This is a genomic window from Lysinibacillus sp. FSL M8-0134 (assembly GCF_038069745.1).
Lineage (GTDB): Bacteria > Bacillota > Bacilli > Bacillales_A > Planococcaceae > Lysinibacillus > Lysinibacillus irui.
In genome coordinates this window covers 1-18,633 of record NZ_JBBPAJ010000001.1, presented here as the reverse complement: position 1 = coordinate 18,633, position 18,633 = coordinate 1, and the positions used below count along the sequence as shown (strand labels likewise).

The following is an 18,633-nucleotide window of genomic DNA, read 5'->3' as shown; positions in this document are numbered from 1 at the left end:
GAAAATATCATATTCTCGATTACCGAATATTTTCCTTTTTATAGTCTATCAAATTTTCTAAAAAATTTGAATACTTATTAGAATAATATTTTTTCTTATATACGGAATTTTTGACAATTGTTTGTCAGTATTAAAAAAGCTCACTAAACAGAACGCGTAGTTCCCTTTAGTGAGCTTATCAATTTATGTTTATTTAACGATAGCAATTACTTCTATTTCTACTTTTACATCTTTCGGAAGTCGAGCTACCTCTACCGCTGAACGAGCTGGTTTATGATCACCAAAATGACTTGCATAAACCTCATTCATAGCTACAAAGTCATTCATATCCTTCATAAAAACAGTTGTCTTTACAACATTTTCTAAAGAAGATCCTGCTTCTGCTAAAACTGCTTTTAAATTAGCGAAAACTTGATTTGTTTGAGCTGTTATATCGCCCTCTACCAATTCCCCTGATGCTGTTAATGGAATTTGCCCTGAGCTATAAAACATTCCGTTAACAATAATTCCTTGTGAGTATGGTCCAATTGCTGCTGGTGCATTTGTTGTTGCTACTACTTTCATTTGTCATGTCCCCTTCTAGAAAAATAGTTACCTTCACTTAATGCAATTGTTCGATCTTTTTCATTAACTTCATGAAGCTTTACAAGTGAATAATAATCATCTACTAAAGTTTCGTCCGCATGTTCAGCCTCTACAAGCACCGCTATACCTGCTAACTGACAATCAAACTCCTCTAATAGATTTTTCATACCGTTCATCGTACCACCGACCTTCATAAAGTCGTCAGTAATTAAAACACGTTGTCCACTTTTCATGCTTCTTTTTGATAATACCATTGTCTGAATTCTTCTGGAAGAACCAGATACATAGTTAATACTTACTGTAGAGCCCTCGGTTACTTTACTATCTCTTCTCACAACAACCACTGGTACATTTAAATGTCTTGCAATCGCGTGAGCAATAGAAATACCCTTTGTTGCTACAGTCATTATGACATCAATTTGTTGATCAGCAAAAGCAGAGGCAAATACCTTCCCTACTCTATTAATTAAATCTGGGTTCCCTAGCAAGTCTGTCATGAATAGGTACCCACCTGGTAATAATCGATCTGAATGTTCAAGCTCTGCCTTTAAATCCTGAATTACTAAACGTACTTCAGTCTCGGACATTTTCGGAATATATTTTACTCCTCCTGCGGCGCCCGGCACTGTCATCAATAACCCGATTCCTTTTTCTTCGAAAGTTTCTTTTACAATCGTTAAATCCTCACTAATGGATGACTTCGCAGATTGATATAATTCTGAAAAATAAGTTAGCGGGATCAGCTGATGTGGATGTTCTAGTAAATAGTACGTCATATCAACTAGTCGTTCACTACGTTTCCATTTCATGCGACCCTCTCCTAAACACGAATATTTATAGGTAAAATTAACACAAATTTGCGTTTCTAAGCAAGTGTATTTCGCTCACCTAAAATCCGAACTGCATAAACTTCCTCACAAAAACCACGTAAACCATTATAGATGCGGCTTACTCGAGCTTCACTATCCACCAGACCAAACACCGTCGGACCGCTTCCGCTCATCAATGTGGCATCTGCACCAAAACGCTTCATTTGTTCCTTTAACATCACAACTTCTGGATGTAACTTAAATGTTACAGTTTCCAGAACATTACCTAATGAAGAGCATAATAGCTCATAATCTTTTGTTTCAATAGCCTGTATCATCTGCTTAGTATTTGGGTGTTCTAAGCCTTCAACCTTCAATCCTCCATATACCTCAGCTGTAGATACACCAATTTTAGGCTTTGCTAAGACCACCCAACAGTTTGGTGGGGCTGGTAATTCCTTTATTTTTTCCCCACGGCCTGTAGCTAATGCTGTGCCGCCATAGACACAAAATGAAACATCAGAGCCAATTTTAGCTCCCAATTCTGCTAATTCATCTATCGATAAACCTAAATCCCACAGCTCATTGAGACCCTTTAAAGTAGCGGCTGCATCACTACTACCGCCCGCTAGCCCTGCTGCAATGGGAATTTCCTTTTCAATTGTAATGGATACACCTTGTCTAATGCCGTATGTATCTTTAATGAGACGCGCTGCCTGATAAGCAAAATTACGATGATCGTTTGGTACAAAATTATCAGTAGAGATTATTTGGATTTCTCCATCTTCTCGAGATTCAAGACTAATACGATCAGCTAAATCGACTGTTGTCATGACCATCTCTACTTCGTGAAAATTATCTGGTCTTTTATAAAGCACATCTAATGTTAAATTGATTTTTGCAGGCGCCTTTACATAAAGCATATTTCTTCCTCCCTTATAGCTACACGTATAAACAGTTCCTTTTTTTCGCGCAAGGTTATTCATTTTATTTTACCATATTGGGCATACGAAAATGGAAAAAAAGAACCGTATACCCTCTTCGGTGTATCGGTTCTCTTTCGTCAGTTGTATTTGTTGTGTCAGTAAGGATTTTCATCCCTGCTGAATGAAACTTTATAAGTCGCCTACTTTAACAAAAATAGCCTACTTACGCTCTTGCTCACTACTTGCCCGTTCAGCCATTTCAATGGCACGTTTAACCATATTACCAGCATCTCGAGCTTTTATGCCGCCCCAGCCTTCCTTTTGCACAACATCATAAAATCCAAGTTCTTTTGCGATCTCTTCTTTTAATCGAGGTGACATGATACCTTTTCTAGGCATATAAACTCCTCCTTTAACAACTGACGAATTTAGTATGCCCGCGAAAACGCAAAACACTCATGTAGTTTTTAACATACATGAGTGTTTTGAAAATATAGAAATAAGTACTAGAAACTATTTTGCGACAGCAGCCTTTGCTTCGTCTAAAAATGTAATCTCTACTGCTTCAGTTAAAATATCTGTGTAACTATACGATACGCGCTTGCACGTATTGTCTTCTTGATCGAGCTCTACTACAAAGATAGCGCGATATGTTTCACGTAATATCCCTGCACACTCAACCGTTTTCTTGCGACCACCGTTTGCTTTTAATTGCAAACGTTTACCCAAATGACAATCCAACGACTTTTTAATGTCCGCTAAAGTTTTTGGCATTTTCGCTTACACCTCACTAATAACTAGTATAAGCGAAACGCCCAAAAATGTCAACAAAATATAATATTTTATCAGCCTCTTATAAAACTTGTCAACTTATTTTTTATAAAAAATATATATTTTTTTACATCAAAGAAAAATTGTTAACAAAAATTTTTACTTTGCAAACACAGGATACAGTGCATCTGCTAATTTTCCAAACTCTTGAATAGAAAGTGTTTCTCCACGACGAGTTGGTTCAATATTAGCTGCCTCTAATGCCTCTAAGATCGAATCCTTATGTGCCTTACCGTTTGGCAACCCTGATTGTAGGTTATTATAAATTGTTTTTCTGCGCTGTACGAATGAAGCACGAGTCACGACAAATAAAAAGTCCTCATCTATTACTTTTACAGGTGGTTCATCATGCTTGATAAGACGAAGTACTGCTGAATCTACATTTGGTTGTGGCATGAAAACTGTTTTTGGCACAGTCATAGCAATATCGGCCTTCACATAATACTGAATCGCAATAGATAATGAACCATATTCCTTCGTTCCTGGCTTAGCCGTTATACGATCAGCTACCTCTTTTTGCATCATAACAACAAAACCGCGAATTGGCAGTCGATCATTGAGCAATTTCATTAAGATTGGTGTAGTGACATAATACGGTAGATTGGCAACGACCATAATATCTTCAATTCCTGGCATTTCATCTGCAATAACCTTCGCGACATCAGCCTTAAGTATGTCAGAATGAATAATAGACACATTATTATATGGACTAAGTGTATCTTCTAGTACCGGTAATAAGCGTTGGTCAATTTCAAAGGAAACAACCTTTTTTGCACTTCTTGCCAGATGCTCTGTTAATGCTCCAATACCAGGACCAACTTCAATTGCACCACTGTTTTCTGTTAAATCTGCATGACTCACTATATTTCTTAAAATGTTAGGGTCAATTAAAAAATTTTGACCTAAACTTTTTTTAAATGAAAATCCATACTTTTTTAAAATTTCTTGAGTACGAATAGGTGTTGCAATATCCTTATGCATTATTTTCCTCCTGATCTAGCTGTGCGACCGCCGCACCAAATTGCTTTTCTGTAATCTGAAACATTTTTAACCTTTTATGAAGCTGTTTACCGTTTGTTGCTCCAATATTTAAGATTTCTCCTAGACGATCACGACGCTGCTTAGATTGAGGGTGCCCAATCAATCGTGCTGTCATTAAATCTTCTAGTGTAATATCATCTTCACTTGGCACATCATGCTGAGGGGTATAAACATGTTGTAGAGCTTCTCTTATATCTTCGTCAGCAGCATGTTCAATCCCTAACCCTTTACCGTTCTTGGCAATCGTTTTGGCTTTTGGTAAAAAGGCATGTTTCACACCTTGAACATGCTCTTCAATAATGGCACGTATTCGACGTCCTGGATAGTCAGGATCCGTAAATACTATAACACCACGTTTTTCTTGGGCATGCTGAATTCGCTTCAATGTTTCCTCAGAGATAGCAGACCCATTTGTTTCTATAGTATCTGCATGTACGGCACGCTTAATAGCAGTCGTATCATCTTTTCCTTCAACAACTATGATTTCTTTTATTTGCAAAAAGGCTCCTCTTTTCTATCTACCTTATCTTCTGACCATTTTACAACTGCATGATACTGTTTGTACAGAAATACAAGGCTGGAACGAGCCTAATATCATTTCAGCTTACAGAGTTTATCATTATACAGTGCTTACAAAATCTTTTGCTAAATAGCTCAAAATGCCTTGCCTTGCTTGTGCCGATTTTTCTGACCAATAGCAGTTAAAGCTAATTGAATTGAGACAGCAAATACGCAGCAAAACCCGTGATTTTTTCTACTATACCTGCCCCTCAAGAACAAAAAATCTTATGTACTTGACTCTTTTCCTTGCATTATCAATTTTCATAGTCAAATTAAAAAGCTTTCCTGCCAGTCAAAACAGGAAAGCTCCATTTGTGAAAAAACATTTTGATTAATTTTACAATTTTTTTAATTTAATACTTTAATACGCACTTTCTTACGTCCCCAGTTACGTGCTTGGGCATCTGTTTGTACAAGTATATCGATCTTATTACCCTTAATTGCGCCACCAGTATCCCCAGCAATAGCTGTACCGTAGCCTTCAACCCATACTTTTGAGCCTAATTTAATAACAGATGGGTCAACTGCAATTACCTTTAATCCAGAATTTGAACGTAAGTTTATACCAGTTGCTGATGTACCTGAACAACCGTCACAATATGGTGTATAAGCTGTTGCCGTTACATAAAATTCTTTGCCGCTAGCTGGCTCTGCTGAACCACGTGATACAGTTTGTGCACTTGCAACAACTGTTTTAGTGCCAACTGCAACGACTTTCTTTTTCGGCTCTTTTAAAACTTTTTCAGATTGTAAATTTTTCGCTACAACCTTACCATTTTCTTTGACAATCTCATACGTACGAGAAACTGAGCCATTCTCGCCTGTTGCCACTACCTTTTGTTTACCCTTTTGCAATGAAGCATCCTGCTTCTTTTCAACTGCGAAATCTAAAGAGTCTTCCACTACATCGATAACCTTTTCTACGCGAACTACTGTGATTTTACTCGCCGGAGTAATAACGTCCTCCAGGTTATTTTCGACACGATCGAATTCATTTAACTGAATTCCTTGTTGTTTTAAAAAGTTAGCGACCGTAGTCGAAGTGGACCATACTTGTCTTTTATTTACGCCATCGACAAGCGCTACTTGAAACGCTTTTTGAATATCGATTTTGTTTTCTGCACCTAGTTCAGTATCTAGACCCTGTGCTAAAGTGTCATGTTCAGATACTTTAATATTTGCTTCCTTCAAAATGTCTTTCACAAGTGTTTCAGTTGTCCAAACTTTTGACTGATTTCCATCAACTGAAATAGTTACTTCTTTTGCCTGTTCCCATTGAATTGCTAATCCATTAACAATTTTGGTGTTCAGAGAGGGTGATATTTTGTCATGCTCTGCTACATCTATATTTTGATCTTGTAATAATTGTTCTACAGTTTTGGCATGTGTTGATACTTCGATTGTTTCTCCGTTTGCTTCAAGCGTTACGGCTTTTTTCGTACCTTGGTAGAGTACGAAAGAGATTACAGATACAAACAGGACAAGTGAAATAATTCTTATCACTGTTTGCTTACTCCTCAATGATCCTAAGAACAAGTTTTTCATGGAATTATTTGACATGAAAAAACGCCTCCTTAATACAAGGTTGGATTATACGGACTAGTTTTGGCACTGTCAACCCGAAAGTATTTCTCTGAAAATTGACTTCTTTGTTTTTGCCAACCATAAACCCTGTATTGGAGGCATCTAAGCTAGTTAATTGTCAATCCCAAAAAATTTTTTCGCATTGTCTGTAGTTGCTTGTCCAATTTCCTCAATTGTCAACCCTTTTAAACGCGCAATTTCCTCCGCAACTAAGGGTACAAATGCTGGTTCATTGCGCTTACCTCGATGTGGATGTGGCGCCAAGTAAGGGGCATCTGTTTCGATCATCAAGTGCTCTAGAGGTATTTCTGTAGCCACTTCCTTTGGCAGACGTGCATTTTTGAATGTTACTGGTCCACCAAGACTAATCATAAAATTCATAGCTATACATTCACGCGCTGTTTCTACACTCCCACTAAAGCAGTGCATAACACCTCCTACTGATGCTGCGTTTTCTTCGCGTAATATTCTTACAACATCTCCTGTTGCATCCCTGTTATGAATAATAATTGGCAAACCGATCTTTTGTGCTAAATGAATCTGTTTGCGGAAAAGTGCTTGTTGAACGTCTTTTGGGGATTTATCCCAATAGTAGTCCAACCCAGTTTCACCAATGCCAACTATTTTTGGATGTGATGCTAACTTTTCAATCCATTCCAAATCTTCTTGCGTACAATCAATGGCATCTACTGGATGCCAGCCAATAACACCGTAAACAAAATCATATTGCTCTATCAATTGCATAGTTCTTTCAATGGTTTTACGGTCAAAACCAATTACAACCATTTTCTCTACTTTAGCTTCAAGGGCTCTATCTATTACCGCCTGAAGGTCTTCATCATACTGATCTGCGTTTAAATGTACATGGCTATCTATAAACATCTTCATTCTCCTAACATCGATTTTATTAAAATTTATTATTTCATATTTTTCGTAAGCATTACAAATTTGTTACAAACTATTTGGTAATGTGACATTACACTTAATCGACAACTCTACTTATAATACAAAATACCTAAAAATCCCTTTATTTCACAACGCACAAACTATTTCAGAATAATAAATAGTCCTTTTTACAACCAGATTTGAAAAGCCTGCCGAATATTTTCTATTCAGCAGGCCTTTCATAGTTTTTTTACTTTACCTTTGCACCATTTTCAAGTTTCGGATCAACTGATGCTAATTTTAAAATTCCATCTTTTTCACCAGCTAAAATCATACCTTGTGACAACTCTCCACGTAATTTAACTGGTTTTAAATTCGCAACGACAATCACCTTTTGACCAATTAATTCATCGGGATTATAGAATTTCGCAATACCTGAAACAACTTGGCGTTGCTCGTATCCTAGATCAACTTGAAGCTTTAATAATTTATCAGCTTTTGGGACGGTTTCACATGCAGTTACAGTTGCCACTCGCAAATCAATTTTCATAAAATCATCAATAGTAATTTCAGGAATATCTGGATGTTCGTTAGACTTGGCAACCTTATTAGTTTCTTCTTCTTGTGGTGTTTTCACAGAACCACGCATTTCCTCACGAATATAAGCAATTTCAACTTCATTTTCCAAGCGTGGGAAAATAGGTATCCCTTTTTCTACCACTTTAATGTTTGCTGGAATAGTATTGCCGAATGTTTCAATTGTATCCCATGCTAAGAATTTGTCATCTAAACCTAACTGATCGATCATACGTTTTGGTGTTGTTGTCATAAATGGTTGTAACATGACAGCTATTTGGTGTAAGCTTTCTGCCAAATTTCGCATAACAGCACCTAGTTTTGGCTTATCCGCTTCTTCTTTTGCTAACACCCAAGGCTGGGTTTCATCTATATATTTATTAGTACGTGAAACTAGTGTCCATAGATCAGCAAGTACGACACTAAATTGCATTTTTTCCATACTTTCTTCATATTTAATACGAACTGACTCAGCTTGTTCTTTTAAACCTGCATCAAATTCTGTTTGTTGAAGATTTTCTGTAGGAATAATGCCATCAAAATATTTATTAATCATGGAAATAGTTCGATTTAATAAATTACCTAAATCATTTGCTAAATCAAAGTTTGTACGTTCGATAAATGATTCTGGAGAAAATACCCCGTCAGAGCCAAATGGCAATTCACGTAAAAGGAAATAACGTGTCGCATCTAGGCCATAACGCTCGATTAGCATTTCTGGATAAATGACATTTCCTTTTGATTTAGACATTTTACCGTCTTTCATCATAATAAAACCATGGGCAAATACCTTTTTTGGTAATGGCAAATCTAATGCCATTAAGAAAATGGGCCAATAAATAGTATGGAAGCGAACAATATCTTTTCCTACTACATGTACATCTGCTGGCCAATATTTGTTGAACAATGTCTCATCATCTGAAAGATATCCTAGAGATGTAATATAATTCGTTAATGCATCCACCCACACATAAATGACATGCTTTGGATCCCCAGGTACTTTAATTCCCCAATCGAAGGAAGTTCTTGATACAGATAAATCTTCAAGTCCTGGTTTAATAAAGTTGTTAATCATTTCATTTTTCCGTGATTCGGGCTCAATGAATTCTAGATTTTCTTCATAATAAGCTAATAAACGATCGGCATATTTCTTCATATTAAAGAAATACGATTCTTCTTTTACTTTGTGCACTGGTCGACCACAGTCTGGACAATTTCCATCAACTAATTGAGTCTCTGTAAAGAATGATTCACACGGTGTACAATACCAGCCCTCATATTCGCCTTTATAAATATCTCCATTATCTAAAAACTTCTGGAAGATCTTTTCGACAGCTTTAGTATGTCGTTCTTGCGTTGTTTGAATAAAGTCATCGTAAGAAATATCCATTAAAGCCCATAGCTTTTTAGCAGCATCTGCGATTTCATTTACATAATCTTGAGGGTGCTTACCTGCCTCTGCTGCTTTTTCCTGTATTTTTTGTCCATGCTCGTCCATACCTGTTAAAAAACGAACATCATAGCCACGTAAACGTTTATAGCGTGCAATAGTATCAGATGCAACTGTTGTATATGCCGTACCAATATGAAATTTCCCACTTGGATAGTAAATGGGTGTTGTTATATAGAATGTTTTTTGTTGTTCACTCACAAGAACTGCCTCCATTGTTCTACAATATACTCTCTATTCTAACGAAGTACGAAATTCGTTTCAATGAAAGTTTATTACATGCGAAAATTGTCGAATAATATATTCAATCCATTAAATGACTTAAATAAGAACCTTTTTTACTATTATAAAAAATATTTATTAAAAACCTTTTAAAATAATTAAAATATCTGCATTCTTCTCAAAAAAATTTTTCTAAAACCATAATATTAGTGTATTAATTAATTGACGTTTATGGCATTACTTGGTATGATAACTATCAGACAAGGAAATAATGTCGAAATTTGACGAAATACAAATATAACTTTTATAAATTAGGAGGAAATCTATTATGAAATCAACAGGGATTGTTCGTAAAGTCGATGAGTTAGGTCGTGTAGTAATTCCTATCGAGTTACGTCGTACGCTAGGTATTGCTGAAAAGGACGCTTTAGAAATCTATGTCGATGATGATAAAATCATCTTAAAAAAATATATGCCTAATATGACATGTGCCGTTACTGGTGAAGTTTCAGATGATAACTTCCGTCTAGTTGGAGGCAAATTAATTTTAAGTCCAGAAGGCGCTGAAATGTTAGTAAAAGAAATCCAAGCTAACTTAAAAAAATAACTTCTTACTCACCTAAATCAACTCAGTGATTTAGGTGTTTCTATTTGTATACAAATTAATATACCCAATTTCTATACCCCTTATAATGTCCATGTCAGACCTTTCTACTCAAGGTTACTATTATTTACAATTCTTATCAATTTAAAATTAGTTATGTCGACGCTTTGTAGCAAGAAGCTTCAAATTAAAATAAAGAGCTACCTAATAAGGTAACCCTTTACTATTATTAACTATGATATTCATTATAAATATCTCTCTTCGCGACTTGTCTTAGCTTGGCTACTTCCTTAATTGCCTCTTTTGATGTAACATTCGATTGATTAATAATGTAATCTACATGTTCCACAACCGACATCGTTTGCCAATAGGCTTCTTCTTCATTTTCCTCTTCGACAGAGCTATTACCTTCAAGGACTATACAAAACTCTCCTCGTATTTCCTCTGTCTGTGACCATTCTACAGCTTCAACCAATGTACCACGTAAAAATTCTTCAAATTTCTTAGTTAGCTCTCGGGCTAAGACAATGCGACGGTTACCGAGTATAGCCTCCATATCTTTTAATGTATCCTTTAAGCGATGTGGTGCCTCATATAATAAAATAGTTTCTTGACGTTTTTTTAGTTGCTCTAATTGCTGCCGACGTTCTTTTTTTCCACGATTCAAAAAGCCATAAAAGAAAAATGGCTGTGGCGTCAATCCAGAAGCAATTAATGCTGATATCGCTGCATTCGGACCTGGTACAGGCACAACAGGAAAGTTTTCAGCAATTGCTTTTTCGACTATATCCGCTCCCGGATCAGAAATACAAGGTAAGCCTGCATCACTTACTAAGGCAATTGTTTTCCCTTCATGTAGTAAAGTTAATAATTTTTCTCCACCTACTGCTAAATTATGTTCATGGTAGCTGATTAATGGGGTTTCAATATCGAAGTAATTACATAGCTTCTTTGTATTTCTTGTATCTTCTGCTGCTATAATATCGGCCTCTTTTAAAATGCGCAATGCACGTACACTCATATCCTCTAAATTCCCAATAGGTGTTCCTACCAGATATAAACAGCCTGTCAAATCGTGTATTGTACTTTTTTGAGATTTCACGATTCACCCCTCCTTATATAATTTATTTTCTGTGTTCTTGTTAATTGCTTAAATGCATATTCAGCACGCATAGCTTCTTGCTTTGTCTCAAACATTTCATTATAAATACATTTCACTGGACCTCTAGCTCTTGTATATTTTGCCCCTTTACCAGCGTTATGTATAGCAACACGTTTTTCTATATTATTTGTATACCCAGCATAAAGTGTTTGATCCGCACACTCTAGTACGTAAAAGTAGTGATTATTGCTCTTTTCCATAAAGGATCTCTCTCACTTCTTCTGTATATTCATTATTGGCATCATAGACATACAAAGGTGGCAAGATTTTTAAATCTGGCTTCCCATCTTTTATTCCTTCTATTAGTAATGTATTGGCTTCTTTACCTTCTTTCGGATAAATGAGTTGCATCCTTTTAGGCTCTAAGCGATTTGCTCGCATCGCTGTAACAATATCTAATAATCGACCTGGACGATGCACAAATGCAGCTTTGCCACCTTGCTTTAATAACTTACTGGCTGATTGAATAGCTTCTTCTAATGTTAAATATAGTTCATGTCTTGCAATGGCATGATGTTCACTGAGATTTTTATCACTTGCCTCATGAGCCAAAAAATAAGGTGGATTGCAGGTAACAACATCATACTTTTCAATGCCTAATTGTTTCGGTATTTCTTTTACATCGCCAAGAATCATTTGAATTTGATGTTCTAATTGATTATAACGGATACTTCTCTCTGCCATATCAAATAAACGTGGCTGAATTTCTACTCCCTTTATTTGTCCCTTTGTACGTGCACTTAAAAAGAGAGGGATTACACCATTCCCTGAACATAAATCAACAATATTCCCCTTATGGTAGGGAATATTAACAAACTTTGAAAGCAATACTGCATCTAATGAAAACGAAAAGACGGAGGGGCTTTGAATAATACGCAAATTCTCAGCCAACAAATAATCTAATCGTTCATCATCCTTTAGCCAGTTTTCCATGCTTATTCCTCCTACTCTACAAAACAAAAGACTGATACCACCTTAGTGGGAATCAGCCTTCTATTACGCATTTTGTTTATTTAAAAATGATAGACAAAACAGACAATCTTCACCTTTACGTGAACTTCCAAAATGAACATGACAAACATGGAAGCCTTCCTGATATAAGCGAGCAAGATTATCATAACCTTCACCTATATCTAACGGACTCTCTTTCTTTACTTCAGCAGCTTGTACGGAGTTTGTATTAGAAAGTAGTTCTTCTAGACGTGTACGAAGATGATGATTTTCTGTCTCAAGCGCTTTATGCTCTTCCATCATTAACGCTACAAATTGTTTCAATGCACCGAATTGCTCCTGCATTGCTTCGAGCTGTTGTTCGAACTCCATAACGGTATCTAAGAAATTACGGTCCTTCACCCAAGCCACCTCGTTAAATTCTCTATCTTAAATAAGATTTTTTTCGCATGCTAGTAGTTCTTCTAGTGTATACTCAACTGTGCGTTCCTGCTCTTGTAAATATACTTGTATCAGTCTTTCTAGCACATTTAACCCTACAACTTTACCGCGGCCATCTGGTGTCATCGTTACCTCACCAATATCTGGCATGCCCTCTTTTGCTTCTTCATATTCATCATTTTCATACTTTAAGCAACACATTAAACGTCCACAAAGACCTGATATTTTCGAAGGATTTAATGATAGGTTTTGATCTTTAGCCATTTTAATAGAAACTGGCTCAAAATCACCTAAAAATGTGGAACAACAAAGCATTCTTCCACACGGGCCAATGCCACCTAATAATTTTGCTTCATCACGCACACCGATTTGGCGAAGTTCGATACGTGTTCTAAAAACCGAAGCTAAATCTTTTACAAGATCCCTAAAGTCAACTCGTCCTTCAGCTGTAAAATAAAAAATAATTTTATTACGATCAAATGTATATTCAACATCTACAAGCTTCATTTCTAGATTATGCTCTATAATTTTAGTACTAGCGAGATCAAATGCACGTTTCGATTCTGCTGCATTTTCCTCAACTTGAATACGATCACGATCATCGGCTGGTCTAAGTACTTGTTTGAGTGGTAATACAACATCATTATCACCTACCACTTTTTGAGGGACAACTACTTTTCCATATTCTACACCGCGTGCTGTCTCTACAATAACATATTGATTATTTTCTAGTAGAAATGATGCCGGATCAAAATAATATATTTTACCCGCCTTCTTAAAGCGGACTCCTACTACATTATACAAATGTATATCCCTCCTGCAGATTTAGCATTAACTGCTCCATCAATAACGTCCTATTCATGTTACGTTGTAAAGAGGCGCGTGCTTGCAAAATAGATTCCAGCTGACTTGATAATCGGTCATAAGTGGAATATAACGCAACTTCTTTAAATAGTGGTAACATGTCTGGATAAGTACAAGCTGCTTCGGGATTAGCTTTTATTGACACTATATCACGGTAAGCAAATAGTAGTAAATCCAATGCTTGCTCCATCTCGCCTTTTTCTTTAAAGTTCGGTAACCAATCTTCATGTACAACGAGCATCGCTTCATGTACATTTTGTTGAATGGCATCTACTAATTTTAACACTGTTTTTCGAGCAAGTGCAAACTGCTCATCATTTGCCAAAAATATGGCCATTTCGAGCTCGTTTGTCATCATGCTTACTGTTGAAGCCATCGAATGCGAAACATTATTTTCTTGTAAATGTTTGAGTAAAACATGTCGCGGCATTTTTTGGAATTTAATATGTTGGCAACGAGAACGGATTGTTGGGAGAATTGACTGCATTTGCTCTGTTAATAAAATTGCAGTTACCTCTCCATCCGGCTCTTCTAAAAATTTAAGTATCATATTTGCTGAAGCTATATTTAGACGGTCTGCATGATGAAGCACATAGATTTTACGTCCTTCTTCTACGCCCATCATTTTCATTTCTCCAATGAGTTCTCGCATTTGATCAATTTTTATAAATTGACCATCTGGATAAATATGATGAATATTTGGGTGATTTCCTGAATCAACACGTCTGCAATTTCGACATGTTTCACATGGAACATTTTCACTAGGTTGCTCACATAGCATTAATTTGACAAAAAAGTGCATAATATCAGCCTTGCCTGTCCCTTTTTCGCCTTCAAAAATATATGCATGTGCTAATCTATTTTTGTCAAAAATCGTTTGAAGTTGCTTCATTACGACTGGTTGTAGCGTGAATAGCTCTTCAACATTCTTGGCCATAAATTTAATTTCCTTCCTATATATACAACAAAAGTGTGATTGTTTCCAATCCTTGCTTGCTGTAAAGGAACGTTACTGTAGTCCCTATGTTATTGACAATTTGCCAAAATCAAATTTGAAAAAAAGCCCGCGCCTAATAAGATCGAGACACGGGTTTTACATATATAAATTAATTAGTAAGCCTTTAATCTCACCGATTTTATCGAGGAGGTCAATTGCTTCCTTTTCTTCATCTAAAATATCTTGGGCAAGTTCAACGAGACGCGTATCAATAGTTTCAATAATTTTAAGGCGTCTTCCTTCACCAAAACGATTCCATGTATGTGATTGTTTTAAATCCATACCATGTTCTACTGTCTCTTGTAGAAATCGTTTCACAAGCATTTTAAATCTAGCAAGTTCTCGTAAATTACGTGATCTTGCAACGCGATCTCCTGCACTCGATATATCTCCTAACAAACGTGTTAGTTGTTCTGTTTGCAACTTGTTCCCTTGCTTGACGACCATATCCCCAAATCGGTTATTTTGATTATTATTTTGTAGTGGCTCTTTGCGATTTGTATTTAACCCGACACGTATATCTTGATTAATCTTCAAGGTGGTTTCGCCCCCACTAATCTTTATCTATTTCTCCTTGGCGTGATTGCATGAGGATAAATATGAAGCTTTTCTATTTAGTTTCATATTTATCCTACTTTAATTAAATGACCTCTGGTGGTTTAACATAGGAGGCTAATTTTAAAAATGATGGAATTGTTCAATTGGTAAAACAAACACAGTAGCTCCCCCTACCTCTACCTCCACAGGATAAGGTATATAGGAATCAGCATTTCCTCCTAATGGAGAAACGGGTGCAACCATTTGCTCTCGTGCTCGACAATTATCCCGAATAATATCTAAAAGTTTGGGTATGAGAGAGTCTTCAGTTCCTATCAGAAACGTCGTATTTCCTGAACGTAAAAATCCTCCTGTGCTCGCTAATTTAGTTGCGCGAAACTGATTTTTCGTTAAAGCATTTGATAAGCGGTTGCTATCCTGATCTTGCACTACAGCTACGACTAACTTCATTCGCACTCACCCCTTTTATAAAATTAACCTAGTTAGGTTTAATACTATTCCTAAGCATCAGCATTTATAAACATTTATAATCCACTATAGATATCCGTATGAAGATAAATGAATGGATAGTATCATTATATCACAATGTTGTAGACAACTTCATGCTTTTACTGCATTGCTTTCAATAATAATAACCATACATCTTCAACAACACTTTCAATATCTTGGTCTGCATTCACTACATGGATACGTTCTGGATATCGTTCTACTAATTGTAAATATCCTTCACGTACCTTCTGATGAAATGGCAAACTTTCAACATCTAAACGATTTACTTCCCGATTGTCCGTTGCATAAATACGAGCTAAGCCTACCTCTGGAGCAAGATCAAATAAAATGGTCAAGTCAGGTAATTTTTTACCGATAGCAAATTCATTAATAGATAGAACTTCATCGACACCTATTCCTCTTGCAAAACCCTGATAAGCTAAAGATGAATCAATAAAACGATCACATATGACTAACTTCCCAGCATCTAAAGCAGGTCGTACCTTTTCAAAGTAATGCTGACTTCTTGCAGCAGCATATAATAAGGCTTCTGTCCGTTCGTCCATTGCCGTATGTTCAGGATTTAAAATAATCGTTCTTATTTTCTCCGCAATCTCGATACCACCTGGTTCTCTCGTTGCTAGAACATCAATATTCTTTTCAGTAAGTCGCTTTGCAATCATTTGAATGACTGTTGTTTTTCCTGCCCCCTCTGGACCTTCGAATGTAATAAATAAATTGCTATTCATGTTGTTATTTGCCTCCACTATTTAATGACCTGAATCATTTTTTCTGCTAAACGATGATTTCCTTGGAATGTTGCACCTGCAGCTAGTAATTCTTCCAATTGACTTAGCTTTGCCACTGTTATTTTTTCTCCAGGAACAAGTAACGGTATACCAGGTGGATACGGAATAATCATATTCGTAGATATTCGACCTATTGTACGCATATATGGTAACCATTCTTTTTCTAATGATGCAATCTCACTAAAGGTAAAGGTAGGCTCTGTAATTGGTACAAAATGATAGGCAGTTTGAGAAACTGTTTTGCTATTTATTTTAGCTGTGCCTAATAGCGTTGTTATTGCTTCTTTTATACGGACTCTTATTTCAGCAAACGGGTAGGTATGTCCTTGCTTCAGCAAAGGTAACATAAGTAAGACCTGATTCGCATCAGCTAGCTCCCCATAGACATGTTGTGCCTCTAATGCTTCTTGTAGCTGAAAACCACTATAACCATCGACACGTAACAATAGTTTTAATGGATCATCTACCTCAATTACTTCCAATGAACCAATCGACCTTAAAGCCTCAACCCATTGTTTCTTTTTTTCTATTATATATGCCCCATCACTCTCCATATATGTCTGTACATAGTAGCGAGCATCATCTAATGAAGCCAATAGCACATAAGATGGGCTGCTAGATTGTAACATACGTAAATAGTGATGTATTTTATCGGCATCTATCAATTCTGACTTTACATGCATAAAGGATGCCATTGTCATAGCTGGTAGTGTTTTATGCGCTGATTGTACAACAACATCTGCCCCAAACGACAAAGCAGATGGTTGAAATAGATGACACGCACTAAAATGAGCGCCATGTGCTTCATCCACTAATACAGGGATTCTCTTCTCGTGACAATAAACAATTTGTTGCTGTATTTCATTAGAAGTGACCCCATAATAAGTAGGATATGTTAAAACTACTGCTTTCGCTTCTGAATAATTATCTATTGCTTCTTTGAGATCATGAAAAGTTACATGTGTTGCCGTTAACGTCCGGTCATCCCATATTGGTGACACAAATATAGGCTTTGCTCCAACAAGTTCAATGGCATGAAATATAGATTTATGTGCATTTCGCTGAACAATAATAGTATCACCCTTATGACAAGTGGCATAAATCATTGCTAAATTTCCAACAGTAGAGCCACCTACTAGAAAAAAGCTTTTTTTGGCTCCATATGTATCTGCTAATAAATTTTCTGCTTCTAATATCATTCCCTCTGGATAATGTAAATCATCCAGATCCGTTAATTCAGTTACATCATACCGCATAACATCCTTAAATGCTTGAGGGAGGTGGGACAGCTCGCCATGCTTATGGCCTGGGACGTGAAAGGAAATATTTTGTTGTTTTCGAAAACGTTCTAATCCCTCTATAATTGGCTTTTTCTTATCCAAAACAAACACACCCATTTTCGTTAAGATTCTCATTTAATTATACGGGATTATACCACGATAAAAAAGCAATCCCTCGACAAGGCATTCCATATTTATTTGTTACCTATAGAAATTTCAACAAAATGTCTTATTATCCTCAATGTCGCTGCATTGTTATTGCAGTTGAACCTTTACTCTAATCAACAAAAATATGTACTGATTCCATATAAAAACCGATTATTGTCATTACCTTCAATAATCGGTTCTCTTCTTAAATCAAAATCATAAGCTATTCCTTTGCCACGGTAAACGCCATTTCTTCCACTAATTGTTCTACGAGTCGAGGTACAAAATTATCTAGTATGGGATTCATTATCGCTGCTAGAAAACCGCTAGCCTTCATTGATAAGCTTCCAATTAATAGAAATGATCCATCTGGATTTTGTTTTATTTCAAAGGAACCGTCACCATTAATCGGATCAGATAACCCCTCTAAATCAAAAAGTACTTGATGAACCTCTGATTTTGTCTGAGTAAGTTTCACTTTAACAGCTTTTTGAATAACGCCAAAATCACCTTGGAAGACCCAAATCATATCATTTTTATTTAGTAATTCGTGATGTAAGTAACCTGGTATTAAAACAGCCCAACGTTCCTTATTTAGAATAAAACTCTCTAATTTTTCTTTCTCTACCTCAATATCCTTTCTATATTGCCCTGTTGCCATTACACTGCACCCCTTTGTGAATTTTAATCACTCCATTAAACTTTAGCATTTTATGGGTTTAAAAAGCAATTTCACCAGGTTTTTTATGTAACAGTTATTTGACCCTTACTTGAAAAATATCCTTGTCAAATCAACAATAGGAAATCGGCAACCTCAAGCTCAATATAAAAAAACCACTGATTTCTCAGCGGTTTCTTTTT

At 36.2% G+C, this 18,633-nt stretch carries 22 protein-coding genes; 1 reads left to right on the top strand and 21 read right to left on the bottom strand.

What is annotated here, in order from left to right; genetic code table 11:
• Positions 1 to 189: 189 nt before the first annotated feature.
• The 10 genes from MKY49_RS00110 to metG all read right to left on the bottom strand — a co-directional run bounded on the left by MKY49_RS00110 (position 190) and on the right by metG (position 9,464).
• Positions 190 to 564, bottom strand: a complete 375-nt coding sequence (locus MKY49_RS00110) for a RidA family protein (protein ID WP_322605665.1) — start codon at positions 562 to 564, stop codon at positions 190 to 192.
• On the bottom strand, positions 561 to 1,394 hold the full coding sequence (gene purR / locus MKY49_RS00105; RefSeq protein WP_274795157.1) for a pur operon repressor: 834 nt from the start codon (positions 1,392 to 1,394) through the stop codon (positions 561 to 563). Before purR ends, MKY49_RS00110 begins: the two co-directional genes overlap by 4 nt.
• Before the next feature lie 56 nt (positions 1,395 to 1,450).
• Positions 1,451 to 2,317 (bottom strand): 4-(cytidine 5'-diphospho)-2-C-methyl-D-erythritol kinase, encoded by an 867-nt coding sequence (ispE, locus tag MKY49_RS00100; protein WP_274795156.1) that lies wholly within the window; start codon positions 2,315 to 2,317, stop codon positions 1,451 to 1,453.
• Between the two features lie 222 nt (positions 2,318 to 2,539).
• Entirely contained in the window at positions 2,540 to 2,719 is a 180-nt protein-coding gene (locus MKY49_RS00095; protein WP_004229193.1) for a small, acid-soluble spore protein, alpha/beta type, read from the bottom strand.
• Positions 2,720 to 2,833: 114 nt separating this feature from the next.
• The gene (veg, locus tag MKY49_RS00090; protein ID WP_004229199.1) at positions 2,834 to 3,094 is read right to left on the bottom strand and encodes a biofilm formation stimulator Veg; all 261 of its coding nucleotides are present in this window, start codon (positions 3,092 to 3,094) and stop codon (positions 2,834 to 2,836) included.
• Positions 3,095 to 3,250: 156 nt separating this feature from the next.
• Complete coding sequence (gene rsmA, locus MKY49_RS00085; RefSeq protein ID WP_274795155.1) at positions 3,251 to 4,132, bottom strand: 16S rRNA (adenine(1518)-N(6)/adenine(1519)-N(6))-dimethyltransferase RsmA; 882 nt, start codon at positions 4,130 to 4,132, stop codon at positions 3,251 to 3,253.
• Complete coding sequence (gene rnmV, locus MKY49_RS00080; RefSeq protein WP_274795154.1) at positions 4,125 to 4,691, bottom strand: ribonuclease M5; 567 nt, start codon at positions 4,689 to 4,691, stop codon at positions 4,125 to 4,127. Before rnmV ends, rsmA begins: the two co-directional genes overlap by 8 nt.
• A 410-nt stretch (positions 4,692 to 5,101) precedes the next feature.
• Positions 5,102 to 6,313 carry a G5 and 3D domain-containing protein gene (locus tag MKY49_RS00075; protein ID WP_274795153.1) on the bottom strand — a complete coding sequence of 404 codons (1,212 nt, stop codon included), beginning with the start codon at positions 6,311 to 6,313 and terminating at the stop codon, positions 5,102 to 5,104.
• A gap of 135 nt (positions 6,314 to 6,448) precedes the next feature.
• The gene (locus MKY49_RS00070; protein ID WP_341385368.1) at positions 6,449 to 7,219 is read right to left on the bottom strand and encodes a TatD family hydrolase; all 771 of its coding nucleotides are present in this window, start codon (positions 7,217 to 7,219) and stop codon (positions 6,449 to 6,451) included.
• Between the two features lie 253 nt (positions 7,220 to 7,472).
• Positions 7,473 to 9,464, bottom strand: coding sequence for a methionine--tRNA ligase (metG, locus tag MKY49_RS00065; protein ID WP_431811635.1), 1,992 nt, complete (start codon positions 9,462 to 9,464; stop codon positions 7,473 to 7,475).
• A 334-nt stretch (positions 9,465 to 9,798) separates the two neighbouring features.
• On the opposite strand from metG, the gene MKY49_RS00060 reads away from it, so the two are divergent.
• Positions 9,799 to 10,077 (top strand): AbrB/MazE/SpoVT family DNA-binding domain-containing protein, encoded by a 279-nt coding sequence (locus MKY49_RS00060; RefSeq protein WP_274795150.1) that lies wholly within the window; start codon positions 9,799 to 9,801, stop codon positions 10,075 to 10,077.
• Positions 10,078 to 10,303: 226 nt separating this feature from the next.
• Here the strand turns inward: MKY49_RS00060 and rsmI are convergent, their stop codons facing one another.
• The 11 genes from rsmI to MKY49_RS00005 all read right to left on the bottom strand — a co-directional run bounded on the left by rsmI (position 10,304) and on the right by MKY49_RS00005 (position 18,433).
• The gene (gene rsmI, locus MKY49_RS00055; protein ID WP_274795149.1) at positions 10,304 to 11,176 is read right to left on the bottom strand and encodes a 16S rRNA (cytidine(1402)-2'-O)-methyltransferase; all 873 of its coding nucleotides are present in this window, start codon (positions 11,174 to 11,176) and stop codon (positions 10,304 to 10,306) included.
• Positions 11,173 to 11,436: a GIY-YIG nuclease family protein gene (locus MKY49_RS00050; protein WP_274795148.1), complete on the bottom strand. Its 264-nt coding sequence runs from the start codon at positions 11,434 to 11,436 to the stop codon at positions 11,173 to 11,175. Before MKY49_RS00050 ends, rsmI begins: the two co-directional genes overlap by 4 nt.
• Entirely contained in the window at positions 11,420 to 12,169 is a 750-nt protein-coding gene (locus MKY49_RS00045) for a tRNA1(Val) (adenine(37)-N6)-methyltransferase (protein ID WP_322605669.1), read from the bottom strand. The genes MKY49_RS00050 and MKY49_RS00045 overlap by 17 nt, the downstream gene beginning before the upstream one ends.
• 63 nt (positions 12,170 to 12,232) lie before the next feature.
• On the bottom strand, positions 12,233 to 12,589 hold the full coding sequence (gene yabA / locus MKY49_RS00040) for a DNA replication initiation control protein YabA (RefSeq protein ID WP_274795146.1): 357 nt from the start codon (positions 12,587 to 12,589) through the stop codon (positions 12,233 to 12,235).
• A 27-nt stretch (positions 12,590 to 12,616) separates the two neighbouring features.
• Entirely contained in the window at positions 12,617 to 13,432 is an 816-nt protein-coding gene (locus MKY49_RS00035) for a PSP1 domain-containing protein (protein WP_274795145.1), read from the bottom strand.
• Positions 13,425 to 14,429, bottom strand: a complete 1,005-nt coding sequence (holB, locus tag MKY49_RS00030) for a DNA polymerase III subunit delta' (RefSeq protein WP_274795144.1) — start codon at positions 14,427 to 14,429, stop codon at positions 13,425 to 13,427. Before holB ends, MKY49_RS00035 begins: the two co-directional genes overlap by 8 nt.
• A gap of 156 nt (positions 14,430 to 14,585) precedes the next feature.
• Positions 14,586 to 15,026: a YaaR family protein gene (locus MKY49_RS00025; protein ID WP_274795143.1), complete on the bottom strand. Its 441-nt coding sequence runs from the start codon at positions 15,024 to 15,026 to the stop codon at positions 14,586 to 14,588.
• A 141-nt stretch (positions 15,027 to 15,167) separates the two neighbouring features.
• On the bottom strand, positions 15,168 to 15,497 hold the full coding sequence (locus tag MKY49_RS00020; protein ID WP_155594094.1) for a cyclic-di-AMP receptor: 330 nt from the start codon (positions 15,495 to 15,497) through the stop codon (positions 15,168 to 15,170).
• 158 nt (positions 15,498 to 15,655) lie between these two features.
• Positions 15,656 to 16,285 carry a dTMP kinase gene (gene tmk, locus MKY49_RS00015; RefSeq protein WP_274795142.1) on the bottom strand — a complete coding sequence of 210 codons (630 nt, stop codon included), beginning with the start codon at positions 16,283 to 16,285 and terminating at the stop codon, positions 15,656 to 15,658.
• Positions 16,286 to 16,302: 17 nt separating this feature from the next.
• Positions 16,303 to 17,727, bottom strand: a complete 1,425-nt coding sequence (locus MKY49_RS00010; protein ID WP_445928398.1) for an aminotransferase class I/II-fold pyridoxal phosphate-dependent enzyme — start codon at positions 17,725 to 17,727, stop codon at positions 16,303 to 16,305.
• Positions 17,728 to 17,995: 268 nt separating this feature from the next.
• Entirely contained in the window at positions 17,996 to 18,433 is a 438-nt protein-coding gene (locus MKY49_RS00005; RefSeq protein WP_274795141.1) for an SRPBCC family protein, read from the bottom strand.
• Positions 18,434 to 18,633: the final 200 nt, after the last annotated feature.